Origin of the sequence: Streptomyces sp. NPDC046909 (genome assembly GCF_040644695.1) — a bacterium.
Taxonomy (GTDB): domain Bacteria; phylum Actinomycetota; class Actinomycetes; order Streptomycetales; family Streptomycetaceae; genus Streptomyces.
In genome coordinates, this window is sequence record NZ_JBEYXC010000011.1 from 180155 (window position 1) to 196593 (window position 16439).

At 71.8% G+C, this 16439-nt stretch carries 17 protein-coding genes; 8 read left to right on the forward strand and 9 right to left on the reverse strand.

The features are described from left to right. Entirely contained in the window at positions 1-351 is a 351-nt protein-coding gene (locus tag ABZ928_RS33060) for a chorismate mutase (protein ID WP_361527075.1), read from the reverse strand. A 220-nt stretch (positions 352-571) separates the two neighbouring features. After that, complete coding sequence (locus ABZ928_RS33065; protein WP_361527397.1) at positions 572-1471, reverse strand: AraC family transcriptional regulator; 900 nt, start codon at positions 1469-1471, stop codon at positions 572-574. Positions 1472-1583: 112 nt separating this feature from the next. On the opposite strand from ABZ928_RS33065, the gene ABZ928_RS33070 reads away from it, so the two are divergent. Beyond that, positions 1584-3317: a beta-galactosidase family protein gene (locus ABZ928_RS33070; RefSeq protein WP_361527077.1), complete on the forward strand. Its 1734-nt coding sequence runs from the start codon at positions 1584-1586 to the stop codon at positions 3315-3317. Here the strand turns inward: ABZ928_RS33070 and ABZ928_RS33075 are convergent. Continuing rightward, positions 3304-3741 carry a GNAT family N-acetyltransferase gene (locus ABZ928_RS33075; protein ID WP_361527079.1) on the reverse strand — a complete coding sequence of 146 codons (438 nt, stop codon included), beginning with the start codon at positions 3739-3741 and terminating at the stop codon, positions 3304-3306. The two genes, ABZ928_RS33070 and ABZ928_RS33075, sit on opposite strands and share 14 nt — an antisense overlap. A gap of 99 nt (positions 3742-3840) precedes the next feature. Here ABZ928_RS33075 and ABZ928_RS33080 point away from each other — a divergent pair, with 99 nt between their 5' ends. After that, positions 3841-4722, forward strand: a complete 882-nt coding sequence (locus ABZ928_RS33080; protein WP_361527081.1) for a hypothetical protein — start codon at positions 3841-3843, stop codon at positions 4720-4722. A 68-nt stretch (positions 4723-4790) separates the two neighbouring features. On the opposite strand, the gene ABZ928_RS33085 is transcribed toward ABZ928_RS33080, so the two are convergent. Together ABZ928_RS33085 and ABZ928_RS33090 are read right to left on the reverse strand one after the other, a co-directional pair. Beyond that, a complete protein-coding gene (locus ABZ928_RS33085; RefSeq protein WP_361527083.1) occupies positions 4791-5696 on the reverse strand; it encodes an SDR family oxidoreductase in 906 nt (301 codons plus the stop codon). A 1-nt stretch (position 5697) separates the two neighbouring features. Then, complete coding sequence (locus ABZ928_RS33090; protein ID WP_361527085.1) at positions 5698-6456, reverse strand: SDR family oxidoreductase; 759 nt, start codon at positions 6454-6456, stop codon at positions 5698-5700. Positions 6457-6510: 54 nt separating this feature from the next. Between ABZ928_RS33090 and ABZ928_RS33095 the strand changes: the two genes are divergently transcribed. Genes ABZ928_RS33095 through ABZ928_RS33110 form a run of 4 tightly spaced genes read left to right on the forward strand, consistent with a single transcriptional unit; the run spans position 6511 to position 9852 of the window. After that, on the forward strand, positions 6511-7281 hold the full coding sequence (locus tag ABZ928_RS33095) for an enoyl-CoA hydratase family protein (RefSeq protein WP_361527087.1): 771 nt from the start codon (positions 6511-6513) through the stop codon (positions 7279-7281). Then, the gene (locus ABZ928_RS33100) at positions 7278-8087 is read left to right on the forward strand and encodes a CoA-transferase (protein WP_361527089.1); all 810 of its coding nucleotides are present in this window, start codon (positions 7278-7280) and stop codon (positions 8085-8087) included. Before ABZ928_RS33095 ends, ABZ928_RS33100 begins: the two co-directional genes overlap by 4 nt. Beyond that, the gene (locus ABZ928_RS33105; RefSeq protein ID WP_361527091.1) at positions 8084-8803 is read left to right on the forward strand and encodes a CoA-transferase; all 720 of its coding nucleotides are present in this window, start codon (positions 8084-8086) and stop codon (positions 8801-8803) included. Before ABZ928_RS33100 ends, ABZ928_RS33105 begins: the two co-directional genes overlap by 4 nt. Continuing rightward, complete coding sequence (locus ABZ928_RS33110) at positions 8803-9852, forward strand: nitronate monooxygenase (protein WP_361527093.1); 1050 nt, start codon at positions 8803-8805, stop codon at positions 9850-9852. The genes ABZ928_RS33105 and ABZ928_RS33110 overlap by 1 nt, the downstream gene beginning before the upstream one ends. Here the strand turns inward: ABZ928_RS33110 and ABZ928_RS33115 are convergent. The 3 genes from ABZ928_RS33115 to ABZ928_RS33125 all read right to left on the reverse strand — a co-directional run bounded on the left by ABZ928_RS33115 (position 9836) and on the right by ABZ928_RS33125 (position 12488). Continuing rightward, a complete protein-coding gene (locus ABZ928_RS33115) occupies positions 9836-10993 on the reverse strand; it encodes an acetyl-CoA C-acetyltransferase (RefSeq protein WP_361527095.1) in 1158 nt (385 codons plus the stop codon). The two genes, ABZ928_RS33110 and ABZ928_RS33115, sit on opposite strands and share 17 nt — an antisense overlap. Positions 10994-11055: 62 nt before the next feature. Next, positions 11056-11670, reverse strand: a complete 615-nt coding sequence (locus tag ABZ928_RS33120) for a TetR/AcrR family transcriptional regulator (protein ID WP_361527097.1) — start codon at positions 11668-11670, stop codon at positions 11056-11058. A gap of 29 nt (positions 11671-11699) precedes the next feature. Continuing rightward, positions 11700-12488 (reverse strand): SDR family oxidoreductase, encoded by a 789-nt coding sequence (locus ABZ928_RS33125; RefSeq protein ID WP_361527099.1) that lies wholly within the window; start codon positions 12486-12488, stop codon positions 11700-11702. A gap of 70 nt (positions 12489-12558) precedes the next feature. On the opposite strand from ABZ928_RS33125, the gene ABZ928_RS33130 reads away from it, so the two are divergent. Together ABZ928_RS33130 and ABZ928_RS33135 are read left to right on the forward strand one after the other, a co-directional pair. Beyond that, positions 12559-13698 (forward strand): acyl-CoA dehydrogenase family protein, encoded by a 1140-nt coding sequence (locus tag ABZ928_RS33130; protein WP_361527101.1) that lies wholly within the window; start codon positions 12559-12561, stop codon positions 13696-13698. Next, positions 13698-14744: an acyl-CoA dehydrogenase family protein gene (locus ABZ928_RS33135; protein WP_361527103.1), complete on the forward strand. Its 1047-nt coding sequence runs from the start codon at positions 13698-13700 to the stop codon at positions 14742-14744. The genes ABZ928_RS33130 and ABZ928_RS33135 overlap by 1 nt, the downstream gene beginning before the upstream one ends. On the opposite strand, the gene ABZ928_RS33140 is transcribed toward ABZ928_RS33135, so the two are convergent. Then, on the reverse strand, positions 14722-16356 hold the full coding sequence (locus ABZ928_RS33140) for a cytochrome bc complex cytochrome b subunit (protein WP_361527105.1): 1635 nt from the start codon (positions 16354-16356) through the stop codon (positions 14722-14724). The genes ABZ928_RS33135 and ABZ928_RS33140 overlap by 23 nt on opposite strands. Between the last annotated feature and the right edge of the window lie 83 nt (positions 16357-16439).

Sequence of the window (16439 nt, forward strand, 5' to 3'; positions counted from 1 at the left end):
TCAGTTCGCTTGTGGCGGAGTGCCGTTGACGGCGTCCTCGGCGATCCGCTCGTGGTGGCGGATCACCTCGGCGATGATGAAATTGAGGAACTTCTCAGCGAACGCCGGGTCGAGTTTGGCGTTCTCGGCGAGGGTGCGCAGCCGTTCGATCTGGCGGGCCTCGCGGGCGGGGTCGGCGGGCGGCAGCTGGTGCTGGGCTTTGAGGTGGCCGACCTGCTGGGTGGCTTTGAAGCGTTCGGCGAGCATGTGGACGACGGCGGCGTCGATGTTGTCGATGCTGTCGCGCAGCCGGGCGAGTTCCTCGCGGACGGCGGGGTCGACGTCACCGGTTCCGTTGTTGCTGGTGGTCATGGGCGTCCACCCTACGTGGCGTGGGGCCGGGGAGGTCTGGGCGGATCGGCGGGGTGGGGCGGCGCCGGTGGGCGGGGCGCCCGGCGGGGGCCCGTGCCCGCGTGGGGCGGGGTGATGGGGTCGCCGGGCGCGTCCACGCCGGCGTGCGTACCGTGCCGCCTGCGGGCGCGGTCGGCGGCCGCGGGTGTCCGACGGTGACCGGGGCCGGACACCGGCCGTCCTACGTGCCCGTGCCGGGCATGCCACCCGTGCCGCCCGTGCCGGGAAGCCGTGGCGGATCCGCCGGGTCGGGGACCTGGTCGCTCCAGCCGCCGGGGACGGCGCGTCCCTGTTGGGCGCGGAAGCGGACGGGCGGGGTGCCTACGCGGCGGGTGAACAGGCGGGAGAAGTAGGCGGGGTCGTCGTAGCCGACGCGGCGGGCGACGGCGGCGACGGGGAGTTCGGTGGCGGCGAGGAGTTCCTTGGCGCGGCCGAGGCGGATGCCGAGGAGGTAGTCCTTGGGGCTGCATCCGGCGCCTCTGCGGACGGCGGTGCGCAGTTCGGCGAGGGTCATGCCGTGCCGGGCGGCGTGGTCGGCGACGGACATGGGGGTGAAGGCGTCGCGGGCGAGGGCTTTGAGGACCTGGTGGCCGTCGGGGGTGAGGTCGGCGCGGGCGCGGCGCAGGGCGACGAGGAGTTCGTGGACGGCGGCGCCGGTCTCGACTTCGAGGAGGGGGTTGTCGCGGCGGGCGGCGCGTGCCATGCGGCCGATGACGGCCCGGGGTGCGGTGGCGTCGGAGAGGGGGACGACGGGCCGGTCGGGTTCGATGTAGCCGAGTTCGGTGTAGGTGGCGGTGGCGGGGCCGGTGAAGTCGACGAAGCCCTCGTCCCAGCCGGTGTGGGGGTCGGGCGCGTAGTGGTGCGGGACTCCGGGGGTGAGCCACAGCAGTGCGGGTGCGGTGACGGTGGTACGCCGGCCGCGCGGGTCCTCGTACCAGCCGGAGCCGGTGCTGATGACGACGGCGACGTGGTGGTCGAGGGTGCGGGGGCCGACGGTGGGCAGGGCGCCGTACTGGAGGCCGACGCCGAGGCAGACGAGGCCGAGGCGGTGGTGGGCGGGGCCGGGCGTGAGGAACCGCATCCAGGTCTGGTACGTCGGCACGGTCCCCGTCTTTCCGTCCAGTCTTTCCGTCCAAGCTGCGCCGATCTTTGTCCATGGACCCTGACCTGCGCCAGAGGTGAGGGTGGGGCGTATGAGCGAGTTCACGGTGGGGGACGAAGACTTTCTGCTGGACGGGCGGCCGGTGCGGCTGCTGTCCGGGGCGCTGCACTACTTCCGGGTGCACGAGGCGCAGTGGGGGCACCGGCTGGCGATGCTGCGGGCGATGGGCCTGAACTGTGTGGAGACGTACGTGCCGTGGAACCTGCACGAGCCGGCGCCGGGGGTGTACGGGGATGTGGAGGCCCTGGGTCGTTTCCTGGACGCGGCGCGGGAGGCGGGGCTGTGGGCGGTGGTGCGGCCGGGGCCGTACATCTGCGCGGAGTGGGAGAACGGCGGGCTGCCGCACTGGCTGACGGGGCGGGCGCGCACGAGTGACCCGGAGTACCTCGGGCAGGTGGAGCGCTGGTTGCGGCGGCTGCTGCCCCAGGTGGTGGCCCGGCAGATCGACCGGGGCGGCCCGGTGATCATGGTGCAGGTGGAGAACGAGTACGGCAGCTACGGCTCGGACGCGGAGTATCTGCGTCGGCTCGCCGATCTCCTGCTGGACGCCGGTGTCACGGTCCCGTTGTTCACGTCCGACGGCCCCGAGGACCACATGCTGACCGGCGGCTCGCTGCCGGGTGTGCTGGCCACGGTGAACTTCGGCTCGCACGCGCGCGTGGCGTTCGAGACGCTGCGCCGGCACCGGCCGGGCGGGCCGCTGATGTGCATGGAGTTCTGGTGCGGCTGGTTCGACCACTGGGGCGCCGGGCATGTCGTGCGGGATCCGGCGGATGCGGCGGAGACGCTGCGGGAGATCCTGGAGTGCGGGGCCTCTGTGAATCTGTACATGGCGCACGGCGGGACGAGTTTCGCGGGCTGGGCGGGGGCGAACCGGGGCGGCGGCGATCTGCACGACGGGCCGCTGGAGCCGGACGTGACGTCGTACGACTACGACGCGCCGATCGACGAGTTCGGGGCGCCGACGGAGAAGTTCTGGCGCTTCCGTGAGGTGCTGGCGGAGTACGCGGACGGCCCGTTGCCGGAACTCCCGCCGCTGCCCGCGCGGTTGGGCGCGGACGCGGACGCACGGCTGACCGGCTGGGCGTCCCTGAGCGACGTGTTGGAGACGCTCGGCGGCCCCGAGACCTTCTCCCCCGTGCCGCCCACCTTCGAGGAACTCGGCGTGGACCGGGGGCTGGTGCGCTACGAGGTGACCGTGCCGGGGCCGCGGCAGCCGTATCCGCTGATCGCGCGCGGGCTGCGGGATCTGGCGGTGGTGTACGTCGACGGGGAGCAGGCCGGGGTGCTCAGCGAGGAGGACGAGCGGCTGAAGGAGCCGGTCGCCGGGTACGCGCGCGTGGAGCTGTGGGTGGAGTCGCTGGGGCGGGTCAACTACGGGCCGCGGACCGGGGAACCGAAGGGGATCACCGGGGGGCTGCTGCACGAGCGGCAGTATCTGCACGGGGTACGCGCGCGTGGGCTGCGGCTGGACGCGCTGGACGACATCGGCGGGCTGCCGCTGGGCGCGCTGCCGGGGAGCGGTGCCCCGGGGCTGTACCGGGGCACCCTCACCGTGCGGGGCGTCGGGGACGCGTTGCTCGAACTGCCGGGCTGGACCCGGGGGTTCGTGTGGGTCAACGGCTTCGATCTGGGCCGCTACTGGTCCGCGGGCCCGCAGCACGCGCTGTATGTGCCCGGGCCGGTGCTGCGGGAGGGCGACAACGACGTATGGGTGCTGGAGTTCGAGCGGGCGTCGGGCCCGCCGTCCCTCAGGCGCCGATGACCTTGTGCAGATGCACGTCCTGGTGGCCGCCCGGGATGCCCTCGGTGCGGCCGGTCTCGCGGAAGCCGAGGCCCTTGTAGAAGCCGGGGGCCTGGAAGGTGAAGGAGGAGACGATCATCTCGGAGCAGCCGCGCCGCACCGCCTCCTGTTCGGCGGCGGCCATGAGGCGGCTCCCCCAGCCGGCGTGCCGCTGGTCCTCGCGCACCCACAGCATGTCCACGGCGCAGCAGGAGCCCCAGATCCAGGCGGTGAGTCCGCCGGCCAGCTCTCCGTCGGCGTCGGCGGCCCGGACGGTCAGGGGCTGCGGTGTGCCGGCGCCGGTCGCCTCGGCGTTGAAGGCGGTCAGTTCGTCGTCGAGGCGCTGTTCGAGGGCGTCGTCCTTGCCGCCCACGGTCAGGGAACCCGCGGTCTGTTCGATGGTCACAGCGGGGAGTATCTCCCCGGGCCGGGAATCCCACCAGCGAGAATCCGCCCGTACCGCCGTAGAGTGGGATCGGGTTCTCGGCGTCCTGGGGGTGCAGGCGTGGCGAACGACGGGCCGGTCCAGCATGGGTACCCGCATCTGGAGACGGTGCGGGCGTCGATCACCGCGCTCTACAAAAGGTTGTCGTACGACACCGTGCAGGCGTTCGCGACGAGTGTCGCCCCGGTCGACGTGACGTTCTGCGACACCGACGATCTCTATCTGGGGGCCCAGCGGGTGGCCCGGGAACTGGTGCGGCACTACCGGCTCCCGGACGCGCGGCTGATCGTCAGCTTCCGGGAGATGAAGCACGCGGCGAACGTCGAACTCGCCGCGGGGCCCGAGTACTTCGTGGAGCTGAACGACCGCTTCCGCACCCATCGGCGGGACATCGGCGCGGCCCTGGCCCACGAGATCATGCATGTCTATCTGCACCGCCTGGACCTGTCCTTCCCGGGCACCCGCGAGAACGAGATCCTGACGGACACGGCGACGACGTATCTGGGCGCGGGGTGGCTGCTGCTCGACGCGTACCGGGAGGACGGGGCGTCCTCGCAGAAGCTGGGGTATCTGACGCCGGAGGAGTTCGGATACGTCCTCGCCAAGCGGTCGCTGGTGTTCGGTGAGGATCCGTCGGTGTGGTTCACCAGTCCGCAGGCCTACACGGCGTATGTGAAGGGCATGGCGCGGGCCCGTGAGGACGAGCAGCAGCCACCGCTGACCGCGGCCGGCTGGGCTGGGCGGCGGCGGTATGCGCGTGACCGGCGTGCGCATGCCCCGCACCCTGGCGCGCCCTACGCCTTCACGCCCGACGGGAGCGCCGGGGGGCTGCGGGTGTCGTTCCCGTGCCCGACCTGCCATCAGCGGATCAGGGTGCCGGTTCGGGGGCGGGTGCGGGCGCGGTGCGGGTTGTGCCGGACGGTGTTGGAGTGCGACACCTGATGTTGTCTGCCGTCTGCTGCGCCGTCGTGGCTGGTCGCGCAGTTCCCCGCGCCCCTGGGTGGGTTGTCCTAAGCCCCGTATATCTGTCCCGGGGTTTCCGCCCCGTCCAACAGTTTCCGTGCCGCCTCCCCCGCCTCCGCAGGGGTCCACCTCGCGCCCTTGTCCGCGCTCGGGCCCGCCCTCCAGCCCTCCATCACCGTGATCCTTCCGCCCTCCACCTCGAAGACCCGGCCGGTGACCCCCTCGCTCGCCGCCGAGCCCAGCCAGACCACCAGAGGGGAGACGTTCTCCGGGGCCATCGCGTCGAAGCCGGTGTCGGGCGCCACCATGGTCTCGGCGAAGGTCCGTTCCGTCATCCGGGTCCGGGCCGCGGGGGCGATGGCGTTGACCTGGATGCCGTAGCGGGCGAGTTCGGCGGCGGCGACCAGCGTGAGCCCGACGATCCCGGCCTTCGCGGCGCTGTAGTTGCCCTGCCCGAGCGAGCCCAACAGCCCTGCCCCGCTGCTGGTGTTGATGACTCGGGCTGTTGCCGTACGACCTGCCTTCGCCTCCGCCCGCCAGTGCGCCGCCGCGTGCTTCAGCGGCAGGAAGTGGCCCTTGAGATGGACCCGCATCACCGCGTCCCAGTCGTCCTCGTCGAGGTTGACGAGCATCCGGTCGCGCAGGAACCCGGCGTTGTTGACCAGGGTGTCGAGACGGCCGTACGCCTCCAGGGCGGTCGCGACGAGCGAGGCGGCGCCCTCGGACGTGGCGATGTCGGCGCCGTGCGCCACCGCCTCGCCGCCCGCCGCGCGGATCTCGGCGACGACCTGAGCCGCCGGACCGTCGGGCTCCGGCGTGCCGTCCAGCCCCACACCGAGGTCGTTGACCACGACCCGCGCCCCGGCCGCGGCGAACGCCAGCGCGTGGGCCCGGCCCAGCCCTCTCCCCGCACCGGTGACGACGACGACCCGGCCCTCGCAGATTCCGGTCAACTCAGCTCTCCTTGTTGGTGGTTGTCTCCCTGTCGGCAGTTGCCGCATCGAGGAACGCGGGCCGCTCCCCGCCCCCGTGCACCAGCAGTGACGCCCCGGTGATGTACGCGGCGCCGGCCGAGGCGAGGAAGACGGCCGCGGAGCCGACCTCCGCGGGCTCCGCGAGGCGCCCGAGCGGGACGGTGCGGGAGACGGCGCCGACGCCGTCCTCGTCGCCGTAGTGCAGATGGGCGAGTTCGGTGCGGACCATGCCGACGACCAGGGTGTTGACCCGGACGTCCGGCGCCCACTCCACCGCCATCGACCGCGCGAGGTTCTCCAGCCCGGCCTTCGCCGCCCCGTACGCCGCCGAACCCGGCGAGGGACGGCTGCCGCTGACGCTGCCGACCATGACGACCGATCCCTTCGCCCGCTTGAGGTGCGGATACGCGGCGAGGGAAACCGCCAGCGGGGCAAGGAGGTTGAGCTCGACCACGCGCGTGTGCCGCTCGGCGTCCGCGTCGGCCAGCAGCCGGTACGGCCCGCCGCCCGCGTTGTTGACGAGGACGTCCACGCGGGACAGCCCGGCGAAGAAGGCCCGTACGGCGTCGTGGTCGCGTACGTCGAGCGCGGCGAACTCCGTTCCCTCGACCGGCACTTCGGGCGGCCTTCGCGCACAGACGACGACCTCCGCACCCGCCTCCGCGAAGGACCGCGCGATCCCGGCGCCCACGCCCCGCGTCCCGCCCGTGACGACGGCGACCCTCCCATTCAGCTCCATTCGCCGCTACCCTCCACCTAACAAACGTTTGGTGGAAAGGTAGCTGATGCTTCCATGACTGTCTCCACCTCATCCCGGGAAAAGGGGATTTCCGTCGTCACGGTCGACTACCCGCCGGTCAACGCCCTGCCGGTGGACGGCTGGTACGCGCTGGCCGACGCGGTGCGCACGGCCGGCCGCGATCCCGCGGTGCGGTGTGTGGTGCTGGCCGCCGAGGGGCGGGGGTTCAACGCGGGCGTGGACATCAAGGAGATCCAGGCCCGGGGCTCCGCCGCGCTCGTCGGCGTCAACCGCGGCTGCTACGAGGCGTTCTCGGCGGTGTACGACTGCGAGGTCCCGGTCGTGGCGGCCGTGCAGGGGTTCTGCCTGGGCGGCGGTATCGGGCTCGTGGGCAACGCGGACGCGATCGTGGCGAGCGAGGACGCCGTCTTCGGACTGCCCGAGCTGGACCGGGGCGCGCTGGGCGCGGCCACGCATCTGGCCCGGCTCGTCCCCCAACACCTCATGCGCGCCCTGTACTTCACCTCGCGCACGGCGAGCGCGGCCGACCTGCACGCGCACGGATCGGTGTGGGCGGTCGTACCGCGCGCCGAACTCACCGACGCGGCCCTGGGGTTGGCGCGCGAGATCGCCGCCAAGGACGGGGAGCTGCTGCGCCTCGCCAAGGCCGCCATCAACGGCATCGACCCGGTCGACGTCCGCCGCAGCTACCGCTTCGAGCAGGGCTTCACCTTCGAGGCGAGCGTGAGCGGGGTGGCCGACCGGGTCCGCGACACCTTCGGGGACTCCGCGAAGTCAAGGCACTCCAGGAAGGAGGCAGAGTGAGCGACAAGACCATGACCGCCGACGAAGCCGTCGCCCGGCTGGAGAGCGGCATGACCCTGGGCATCGGCGGCTGGGGCTCCCGCCGCAAGCCGATGGCGCTGGTCAGGGCACTGCTCCGGTCGGAGATCACCGACCTGACGGTCGTCTCGTACGGCGGCCCGGACGTCGGCATGCTGGCCGCCGCCGGACGTCTCCGCAAGCTCGTCGCCCCCTTCGTCACCCTCGACTCGATCCCCCTCGAACCGCACTACCGGGCGGCCCGCGAATCCGGCGCCATCGAGCTGACGGAGATCGACGAGGCGATGTTCATGTGGGGCCTGCACGCGGCGGCGAACCGCCTCCCCTTCCTTCCGGTGCGGGCGGGCGTCGGCTCGGACGTCATGCGGGTCAACCCCGGTCTGCGGACGGTGACTTCGCCCTACGACAACGCCGAGACGTTCGTCGCCATGCCGGCCCTGCGCCTGGACGCGGCCCTGGTCCACGTCAACCGCGCCGACCGGCTGGGCAACGGACAGTATCTGGGCCCGGACCCGTACTTCGACGACCTCTTCTGCGAGGCGGCGGACACCGCGTACGTCTCCTGCGAACGGGTCGTCGACACGGCCGAGTTGACGAAGGAGGCCCCGCCCCAGTCGCTGCTGATCAAGCGGCACACCGTCACCGGGGTCGTGGAGGCCCCGAACGGGGCGCACTTCACGTCCTGCGCGCCCGACTACGGCCGGGACGAGGCGGCTCAGAAGGAGTACGCGACCACTCCCTGGCCGGAGTTCGCGCGGCGCTATCTCGATCTCGGGGAGGACTCATGACGGGCGTCACCCGCGCCGAGTACTGCGTGATCGCCTGCGCCGAGGCCTGGCGGGACGCCGGGGAGATCCTCGCGAGCCCCATGGGCCTGATCCCCTCCGTCGGCGCCCGCCTCGCCCGGCTCACCTTCTCCCCCGACCTGCTGCTGACCGACGGCGAGGCGCTGCTGGTCCGCCCGGACGGCACGGTCGAGGGCTGGCTGCCGTACCGGCAGCATCTGGCCCTGGTCACGGGCGGGCGGCGGCACGTGATGATGGGCGCGAGCCAGATCGACCGGTACGGCAACCAGAACATCTCCTGCATCGGCGACTGGGCGCGGCCGAAGCGGCAGTTGCTCGGGGTGCGGGGGGCGCCGGTCAACACCCTCAACAATCCGACGAGTTACTGGGTGCCGAGGCACTCGCGGCGGGTCTTCGTGGAGAAGGGCGACCTGGTGTGCGGGGTGGGGTACGACCACGCGGCCGGGGCGCGGTTTCATCGGATACCCCGAGTCGTCTCCGACCTCGGCGTCTTCGACTTCGCGACGCCGGACCGTTCGATGCGGCTGGCGTCGCTGCACCCCGGGGTGAGCATCGCCGACGTTCAGGAGGCGACCGGCTTCACGCTGATCGTCCCGGACGAGGTGCCATACACCCGCGAACCCACCGCCGAGGAGCTGAAGTTGATCCGCGAGGTGATCGATCCGGGTAACTCGCGCGCCCGGGAGGTCGCCGCCTGATGGACACGGCACTCACCCGGCTCGTCGGGGTTCGGCACCCGATCGTGCAGACCGGGATGGGCTGGGTCGCGGGCCCCCGCCTGGTCTCGGCGACGGCGAACGCGGGCGCGCTGGGCATCCTGGCCTCGGCGACGATGACCCTGGACCAGCTGCGCGAGGCGGTCCGTGAGGTCAAGTCCCGGACGGACGCGCCCTTCGGCGTGAATCTGCGCGCCGACGCGGCCGACGCCGGGGAGCGGGTGCGCCTGATGATCGAGGAGGGCGTGCGGGTGGCGTCCTTCGCCCTCGCCCCCTCCCCCGAGCTGATCGCCGAGCTCAAGGAGGCGGGTCTCGTCGTCATCCCGTCCGTAGGGGCCCGCCGCCATGCCGAGAAGGTCGCGGCATGGGGTGCGGACGCGGTGATCGTGCAGGGCGGCGAGGGCGGCGGGCACACCGGCGAGGTGGCGACGAGCGTGTTGTTGCCGCAGGTGGTGGATGCGGTCGACATCCCGGTCGTCGCGGCGGGCGGCTTCTTCGACGGGCGAGGGCTGGTCGCGGCGCTGGCCTACGGGGCGGCCGGGGTCGCGATGGGCACGCGGTTCCTGCTGACGTCGGACTCGACGGTGCCGGACGCGGTGAAGCGGCGCTATCTCGCGGCCACGGTCCGGGACGTGACGGTGACGCGGGCGGTCGACGGGCTGCCCCACCGGATGCTGCGCACCGACCTGGTGACCTCCCTGGAGAGCGCCGGCCGCGCGCGGACCCTGGTGCGTGCGGTCCGCCATGCGACCGCCTTCCGCCGCCTCTCCGGCCTCACCTGGCGGCAGCTGATCCACGACGGCCTCGCCATGAAGCACGGCAAGGACCTCACCTGGAGCCAGGTCCTCCTCGCCGCGAACACCCCGATGCTGCTCAAGTCGGCGATGGTGGACGGCCGTACGGACCTCGGGGTGATGGCCTCCGGGCAGGTCGCCGGGGTGATCGACGACCTGCCGTCGTGCGCGGAGCTGGTGGAGCGGATCATGAAGGAGGCCGAGGAGGTGCTGGAGAACCTCAGAGCCTCTCGATGATCGTCACGTTGGCCTGTCCCCCGCCCTCGCACATCGTCTGAAGCCCGAACCGTCCGCCCGTGCGCTCCAGTTCGTGCAGCAAGGTCGTCATCAGCTTCACCCCGGTCGCACCCAGGGGATGCCCGAGAGCGATGGCGCCCCCGTTGACGTTCACCTTCTCCGGATCGGCCCCGGTCTCCTTCAGCCATGCCAGCACCACCGGCGCGAAGGCCTCGTTGATCTCGACGAGGTCAATGGCGTCGATGGACAGCCCGGTCTTCTTCAGGGCGTGGGCGGTGGCCGGGATGGGCGCGGTGAGCATCCGGATGGGGTCCTCGCCGCGTACCGAGAGATGGTGCACGCGTGCGCGTGGCGTGAGCCCGTGTTCGCGTACGGCCCCCTCCGAGGCCAGCAGCATCGCCGCCGCGCCGTCGGAGACCTGCGAGGAGCAGGCGGCGGTGACGGTGCCGCCCTCGACGACCGGCTTCAGCCCGGCCATCTTCTCCAGCGAGGTGTCCCGGCGCGGCCCCTCGTCGACGGCGACGTCCCCGTAGGCCACGGTCTCCCGCGCGAACCGGCCCTCGTCGATGGCCCGCACCGCCCGCTGATGCGACCGCAGCGCGAACTCCTCCTGGTCCTGCCGGCTGATCCCCCACTTCGCGGCGATCATCTCGGCGCCGACGAACTGGTTCACCGGCTTGCCCGCGTACCGCGCCTGCCAGCCCTCGCTCCCCGCGAACGGCCCCTGCGTCAGCCCCAGCGGCTCGGCGGCCTGCCGGGTGGCGAAGGCGATGGGGATGAGGGACATGTTCTGCACCCCGCCCGCGACCACCAGGTCCTGCGTCCCCGACAGCACGCCCTGGGCCGCGAAGTGCACGGCCTGCTGCGAGGACCCGCACTGCCGGTCCACGGTCACGCCCGGCACCTCCTCGGGCAGCCCCGCCGCCAGCCATGCGGTCCGCGCGATGTCCCCGGCCTGCGGCCCGACGGCGTCCAGACACCCGAAGACGACATCCTCGACGGCCCCCGGGTCCACCCCCGCCCGCGCGACGAGTTCCTTGAGCACATGAGCGCCCAGGTCGGCCGGATGGACCCCGCTGAGCCCTCCCTTGCGCCGCCCGACGGGCGTCCGCACCGCTTCGACGATGTAGGCCTCGGCCATGGCAACTCCCTCGCATAAAGGGGTACTTGATAGGGGCGCCCGATAGGGGCACTTGATAGCGGCTATTCGCGTACGGCGATCCCGTCCAGCACCATCGACAGGTACTGCCGGGCGATCTCCTCCGGGCTGTGCTGTCCGCCGGGCCGGTACCAGGACGCGGCGACCCAGACGGTGTCGCGCACGAAGCGGTAGGTGAGCCGCATGTCGAGGTCGGCCCGGAAGACCTGAGCGGCGACCCCGCGTTCCAGCGTGGACAGCCACGCCTTCTCGAAGTTGCGCTGCGACTCGGCGAGGAAGCCGAACCGCTCCTGCGCGACCAGCTGCCTGCTCTCCTTCTGGTAGATCGCGACGGCGGCGCGGTGCCGGTCGATCTCCCGGAACGACTCGGTGACGAGCGCTTCGAGGGTCTCGCGCGGGCCCAACCCGGCGTCCAGGACGGTGTCGTAGCCGTCCCAGAGCTCGTCGAGGAAGGTCCGCAGGATCTCTTCGAGCATCGACTCCTTGGAGTCGAAGTGGTAGTAGAGGCTGCCCGCGAGCATGCCCGCGTGGTCCGCGATCTTGCGGACGGTGGTGGCGTTGTACCCCTGTTCGGCGAAGACCTCGGCGGCGGTGTCGAGGAGTTCCCGGCGCCGGGCGGGCGCGGCGGGGGTCACCTGGGGCTTCTTCTTGGTCGGCACGGCATCATTCTCGCCTCATCGTTCTCGCCCTAGGGGTGCCGGCTGCTGACGGCGACGACCTCGCCCGTCATGTACGACGAGTAGCCGGACGCCAGGAACACGATCACGTTGGCGACCTCCCAGGGTTCCGCGTACCGCCCGAACGCCTCCCGCGCGGTCAGCTCCTCCAACAGCTCCGGGGACGTCACCTTCACCAGGTGCGGATGCATGGCGAGACTCGGCGCGACCGCGTTGACCCGCACCCCGAACTCGGCCGCCTCGATCGCCGCGCACCGCGTCAGCGCCATCACGCCCGCCTTCGCCGCCGCGTAGTGCGCCTGCCCGGCCTGCGCCCGCCACCCCACGACGGAGGCGTTGTTGACGACGACCCCGCCCCCGCCCTCCCGCATCAGCCGCAGGGCGGCCCGGGTGCACCGGAAGGTGCCGTTGAGGGTGACGTCGAGGACCCGGGACCACTGCTCGTCGGACATGTCGACGAGGGGTGAAGTGCCGCCGAGGCCCGCGTTGTTGACGACGACGTCCAGCCGCCCATGCGTGCGCACGGCGGCCTCGAAGAGCGCCTGGACCTGGGTCTCGTCGGTGACGTCACAGGCGACGGCGCTCACCGCGTCCGCCCCGAACTCCCCGGCCAGCTGGGCCTCGTACTCCTTGAGCCGCCGCACGTGGGCGTCGCTGATCAGCACGCGCGCGCCCTCCTCCAGGAAGCGCCGCGCGGTCGCCCCGCCGATGCCGGCGCCGGCCGCGGCGGTGATGACGGCGGTGCGCCCTGTCAGCAGCCCGTGCCCCGGCTCGTACTCGGGACTCTCGACGCCTGTCATAGGGTCACGCTAACCTACCAAACACTTGTTAGGGAAGCGTCGATGAGGCGCCGTCGAAGGGCTGGTGACGATGGACCTCGCCTTCACCGGGGAAGAGGAGGCCTTCCGCGCCGAGGCCCGCGCCTGGCTGGGCGCCCATGTGCCGTCCGAGCCGCTCCCCTCCCTGGAGACGGAGGAGGGCTTCGCGGCCCACCGCGCGTGGGAGGCCGAACTGGCCGCGGACCGCTGGTCGGTGGTCGACTGGCCGACGCAGTACGGCGGCCGGGACGCGGGCCTGGTCCGCTGGCTGCTGTTCGAGGAGGAGTACTACGGGGCGGACGCCCCCGGCCGCGTCAACCAGAACGGCATCAGCCTCCTCGCCCCCACCCTCTTCGACCACGGCACGCGGGAGCAACGCGCGCGTGTGCTGCCGTCGATGGCCACCGGCGAGGTGATCTGGGCGCAGGCGTGGTCGGAGCCGGAGGCGGGTTCGGACCTGGCGTCCCTGCGCTCGAAGGGGGTCCGCGCGGACGGCGGCTGGCTGCTGACCGGCCAGAAGACGTGGTCGTCGCGGGCGGCCTTCGCGGACCGCGCCTTCGGTCTGTTCCGCAGCGACCCGGACGCCCCGAAACCCCACCAGGGCCTGACGTACGTCATGTTCGACCTCCACGCCCCCGGCGTCACGGTCCGCCCGATCGCCCGCCTCGACGGCAAGCCGGCCTTCGCGGAGCTGTTCCTGGACGAGGTGTTCGTGCCGGACGAGGACGTGATCGGCGAGCCGGGCCAGGGCTGGCGGATCGCGATGGCGACGGCGGGCAACGAACGGGGGCTGAAGCTGCGGTCCCCGGGCCGCTTCCTGGCGGCGGCGGCCCGGCTCCACGGGCTGTGGCAGGCACAGGGCGCCCCGGCGGGCACGAGGAACAGTGTGGCCGACGCCCTGATCGGCGCCCGGGCCTACCAGCTCTTCACCCACGCGGCGGCGTCCCGGGTCCTGGCGGGCGGGTCGCTCGGCGCGGAGTCCAGCATGAACAAGGTCTTCTGGTCCGAGCTGGACATCGCCCTGCACGAGACGGCCCTCGATCTCCTGGGCCCCGAGGGCGAGTTGGCGGACACCGGCTGGTCCGAGCGCTACGTCTTCTCCCTCGCCGGCACCGTCTACGCGGGCACCAACGAGATCCAGCGCGACATCATCGCCGAGCGCCTGCTCGGCCTGCCGAAGGGACGCCGTTGATGCGGTTCCTGGTCGACGCCGAGCAGCGGGAGTTCACCGCGTCCCTGGACGCGATGCTGACGGCCGCGGACACCCCGACGGTGATACGGGAGTGGAGCCGCGGGGAGCACACGAGCGGGCGTGCGCTGTGGTCCCGTATCGCCGAGGCGGGCGTCTTCGCACTGGCGGTCCCGGAGGCGCACGAGGGCCTGGGACTCCGCCCGGTGGAACTCGCCCTGGCGTTCGTGGAGTTGGGCCGGCACGCGGTCCCCGGCCCTCTGGTGGAGACGGTCACGGCGGCGGCCCTGCTGGCGGGGCTGGACGACCAGGGCCCGGCGAAGCGGCTCCTGCCCGCGCTGGCCTCGGGCGAGTCGATGGCGACGCTGACGACGGGCCCGTACGTGCTGGACGCGGACGCGGCGGACATCCGGTTGACACTGTCAACGCCGGGCCCCCGCATTTCAGCCCGTCCGGCGCTTGAGGACGAGGCCCCTTCAGGGCCGATTCCCCAGCCCCCCACGGAGCTCCGCCTCGCTCCCCCGCCCACACACCCCCCACGCCCCTCCCTGGACCCCGCCCGCCGCCTCTTCCTCACCGCCCCTCACGAAGGTGAACTCTTGGCCGCCGACCCGCCGTCCCTGCCCCCCGCCCTCCGCCTCGCCCGCCTCACCACCGCCGCCCAAGCCCTCGGCATCGGCCTCGCCCTCCTCGACCGAACCGTCTCCTACGTGAAGCAGCGCACCCAATTCGGCGCCCCCATAGGCTCGTTCCAGGCCGTCAAACACCAACTCGCCGACGCGAAGATCGCCCTGGAGTTCGCCCGCCCCCTCCTCCTGGGCGCCGCGCTGACGATGACGGACGAAGACGTCGCCGCCGCGAAGGTCACGGCATGCGAGGCCGCGTACGCCACCGCCCGCACCGCGCTCCAACTGCACGGCGCGATCGGGTACACGGCGGAGTACGACCTGTCCCTGTGGCTGACGAAGGCCCGCGCCCTGCGCACCGCCTGGGGCACGCCGGACGAGTGCCGGACGGCCGTCGCCGTCAGTGGTGGTCGCCGCTGGTGACTTCCCGGTACTCCTCCACCGTCGGCTTCGGGATCCGTGTCTCCGGCCCGAACATGACCCGCGCCAGCCGCGCCCGCACCTTCATGGAAACCTTCACCGGCCGCCGCACCCCGTTCCCGTCGACGAGCGGGCCCACCTCGTACGGCGGATTCTGCTCGTGCTGGGTGAGGGTGTGCAGTACCTCCTGGGCGAGGGGTTCGTGGACCTCGACGTACTCCCCGTGCGGCAGCCGCTTGATCGTGCCGGTCTCCCGGCCGTGCAGCACCTTGTCGCGGTCCCGCCGTTGCAGCCCGAGGCAGACCCGCTTCGTCACGACGAACGCCAGCACCGGGACCACGAACACGGCGATCCGTACGAACCAGGTGATGACGTTGATGGACAGATGCAGATGCGTGGCCACGATGTCGTTGCCGCCGCCGATCAGCAGCACCGCGTACAGGCTGAGCCAGGCCACGCCGAGCCCCGTCCGTACGGGCACGTTGCGCGGCCGGTCGAGGATGTGGTGTTCGCGTTTGTCGCCGGTGATCCACGCCTCGACGAAGGGGTAGACGCCGAGGGCGAGGAGGATCAGCGGGAAGAGCGAGAAGGGGATGAAGACGCCCAGCTGGAGGGTGTGGCCCCAGGCGTTGATCTCCCATCCCGGCATCACCCGGATCAGGCCCTCGGAGAAGCCGAGGTACCAGTCGGGTTGGGCGCCGGTGGTCACCAGGTCCGGGCGGTAGGGCCCGAAGGCCCACACGGGGTTGATCTGGGCGAGCCCGCCCATGATCGCCAGGACGCCGAAGACGAGGAAGAAGAAGCCGCTCGCCTTCGCCATGTACACCGGCAGGAACGGCATGCCGACGACCGTCTTCTGGTCACGCCCTGGCCCCGGGTACTGCGTGTGCTTGTGGTAGAAGACCAGGATCAGATGCGCGACCACCAGGCCCAGCATGATCCCGGGCAGCAGGAGGACGTGGATCGGGAACAGCCTGGGGATGATGTCGTGGCCCGGGAACTCCCCGCCGAACAGGAAGAACGACAGATACGTCCCCACGATCGGCACCGACAGGATCGCGCCCTGCGCGAAGCGGATGCCGGTGCCGGAGAGCAGGTCGTCGGGGAGGGAGTAGCCGGTCAGGCCGGTGATGATGCCGAGCATCAACAGGGTCCAGCCGAAGACCCAGTTGAGCTCGCGGGGCTTGCGGAAGGCGCCCGTGAAGAACACCCGCATCATGTGCACGAGCATCCCGGTGACGAAGACGAGCGCCGCCCAGTGGTGGATCTGCCGGATCAGCAGCCCGCCGCGCACATCGAAGCTGATGTCGAGCGTGGACTCGAACGCCCTTGTCATCACTACGCCGTTGAGGGGCTCGTAGGAGCCGTGGTAGACGACCTCGACCCCGCTCGGTTCGAAGAACAGGGTGAGATAGACGCCGGTGAGGATCAGGACGATGAAGCTGTAGAGGCAGACCTCGCCGAGCATGAAGGACCAGTGGTCGGGAAAGACCTTGCGCATATTGGCCTTGGCCAGCGCGTACAGGCCCAGCCGTCCGTCCGCCCAGTCGGCGAGCCGCTCCCCGCCGCCGGGAGCGGGCTCCCGCTTCCGGTTCACCGATCGTGCGCCGTCCATACGTCGTCGCCCTCCCCGTCGGCTCCACCCCAGCGTGGCACGGCACCACGCCCAAGCCAACGGGACGAACAGCGGCTCATCCG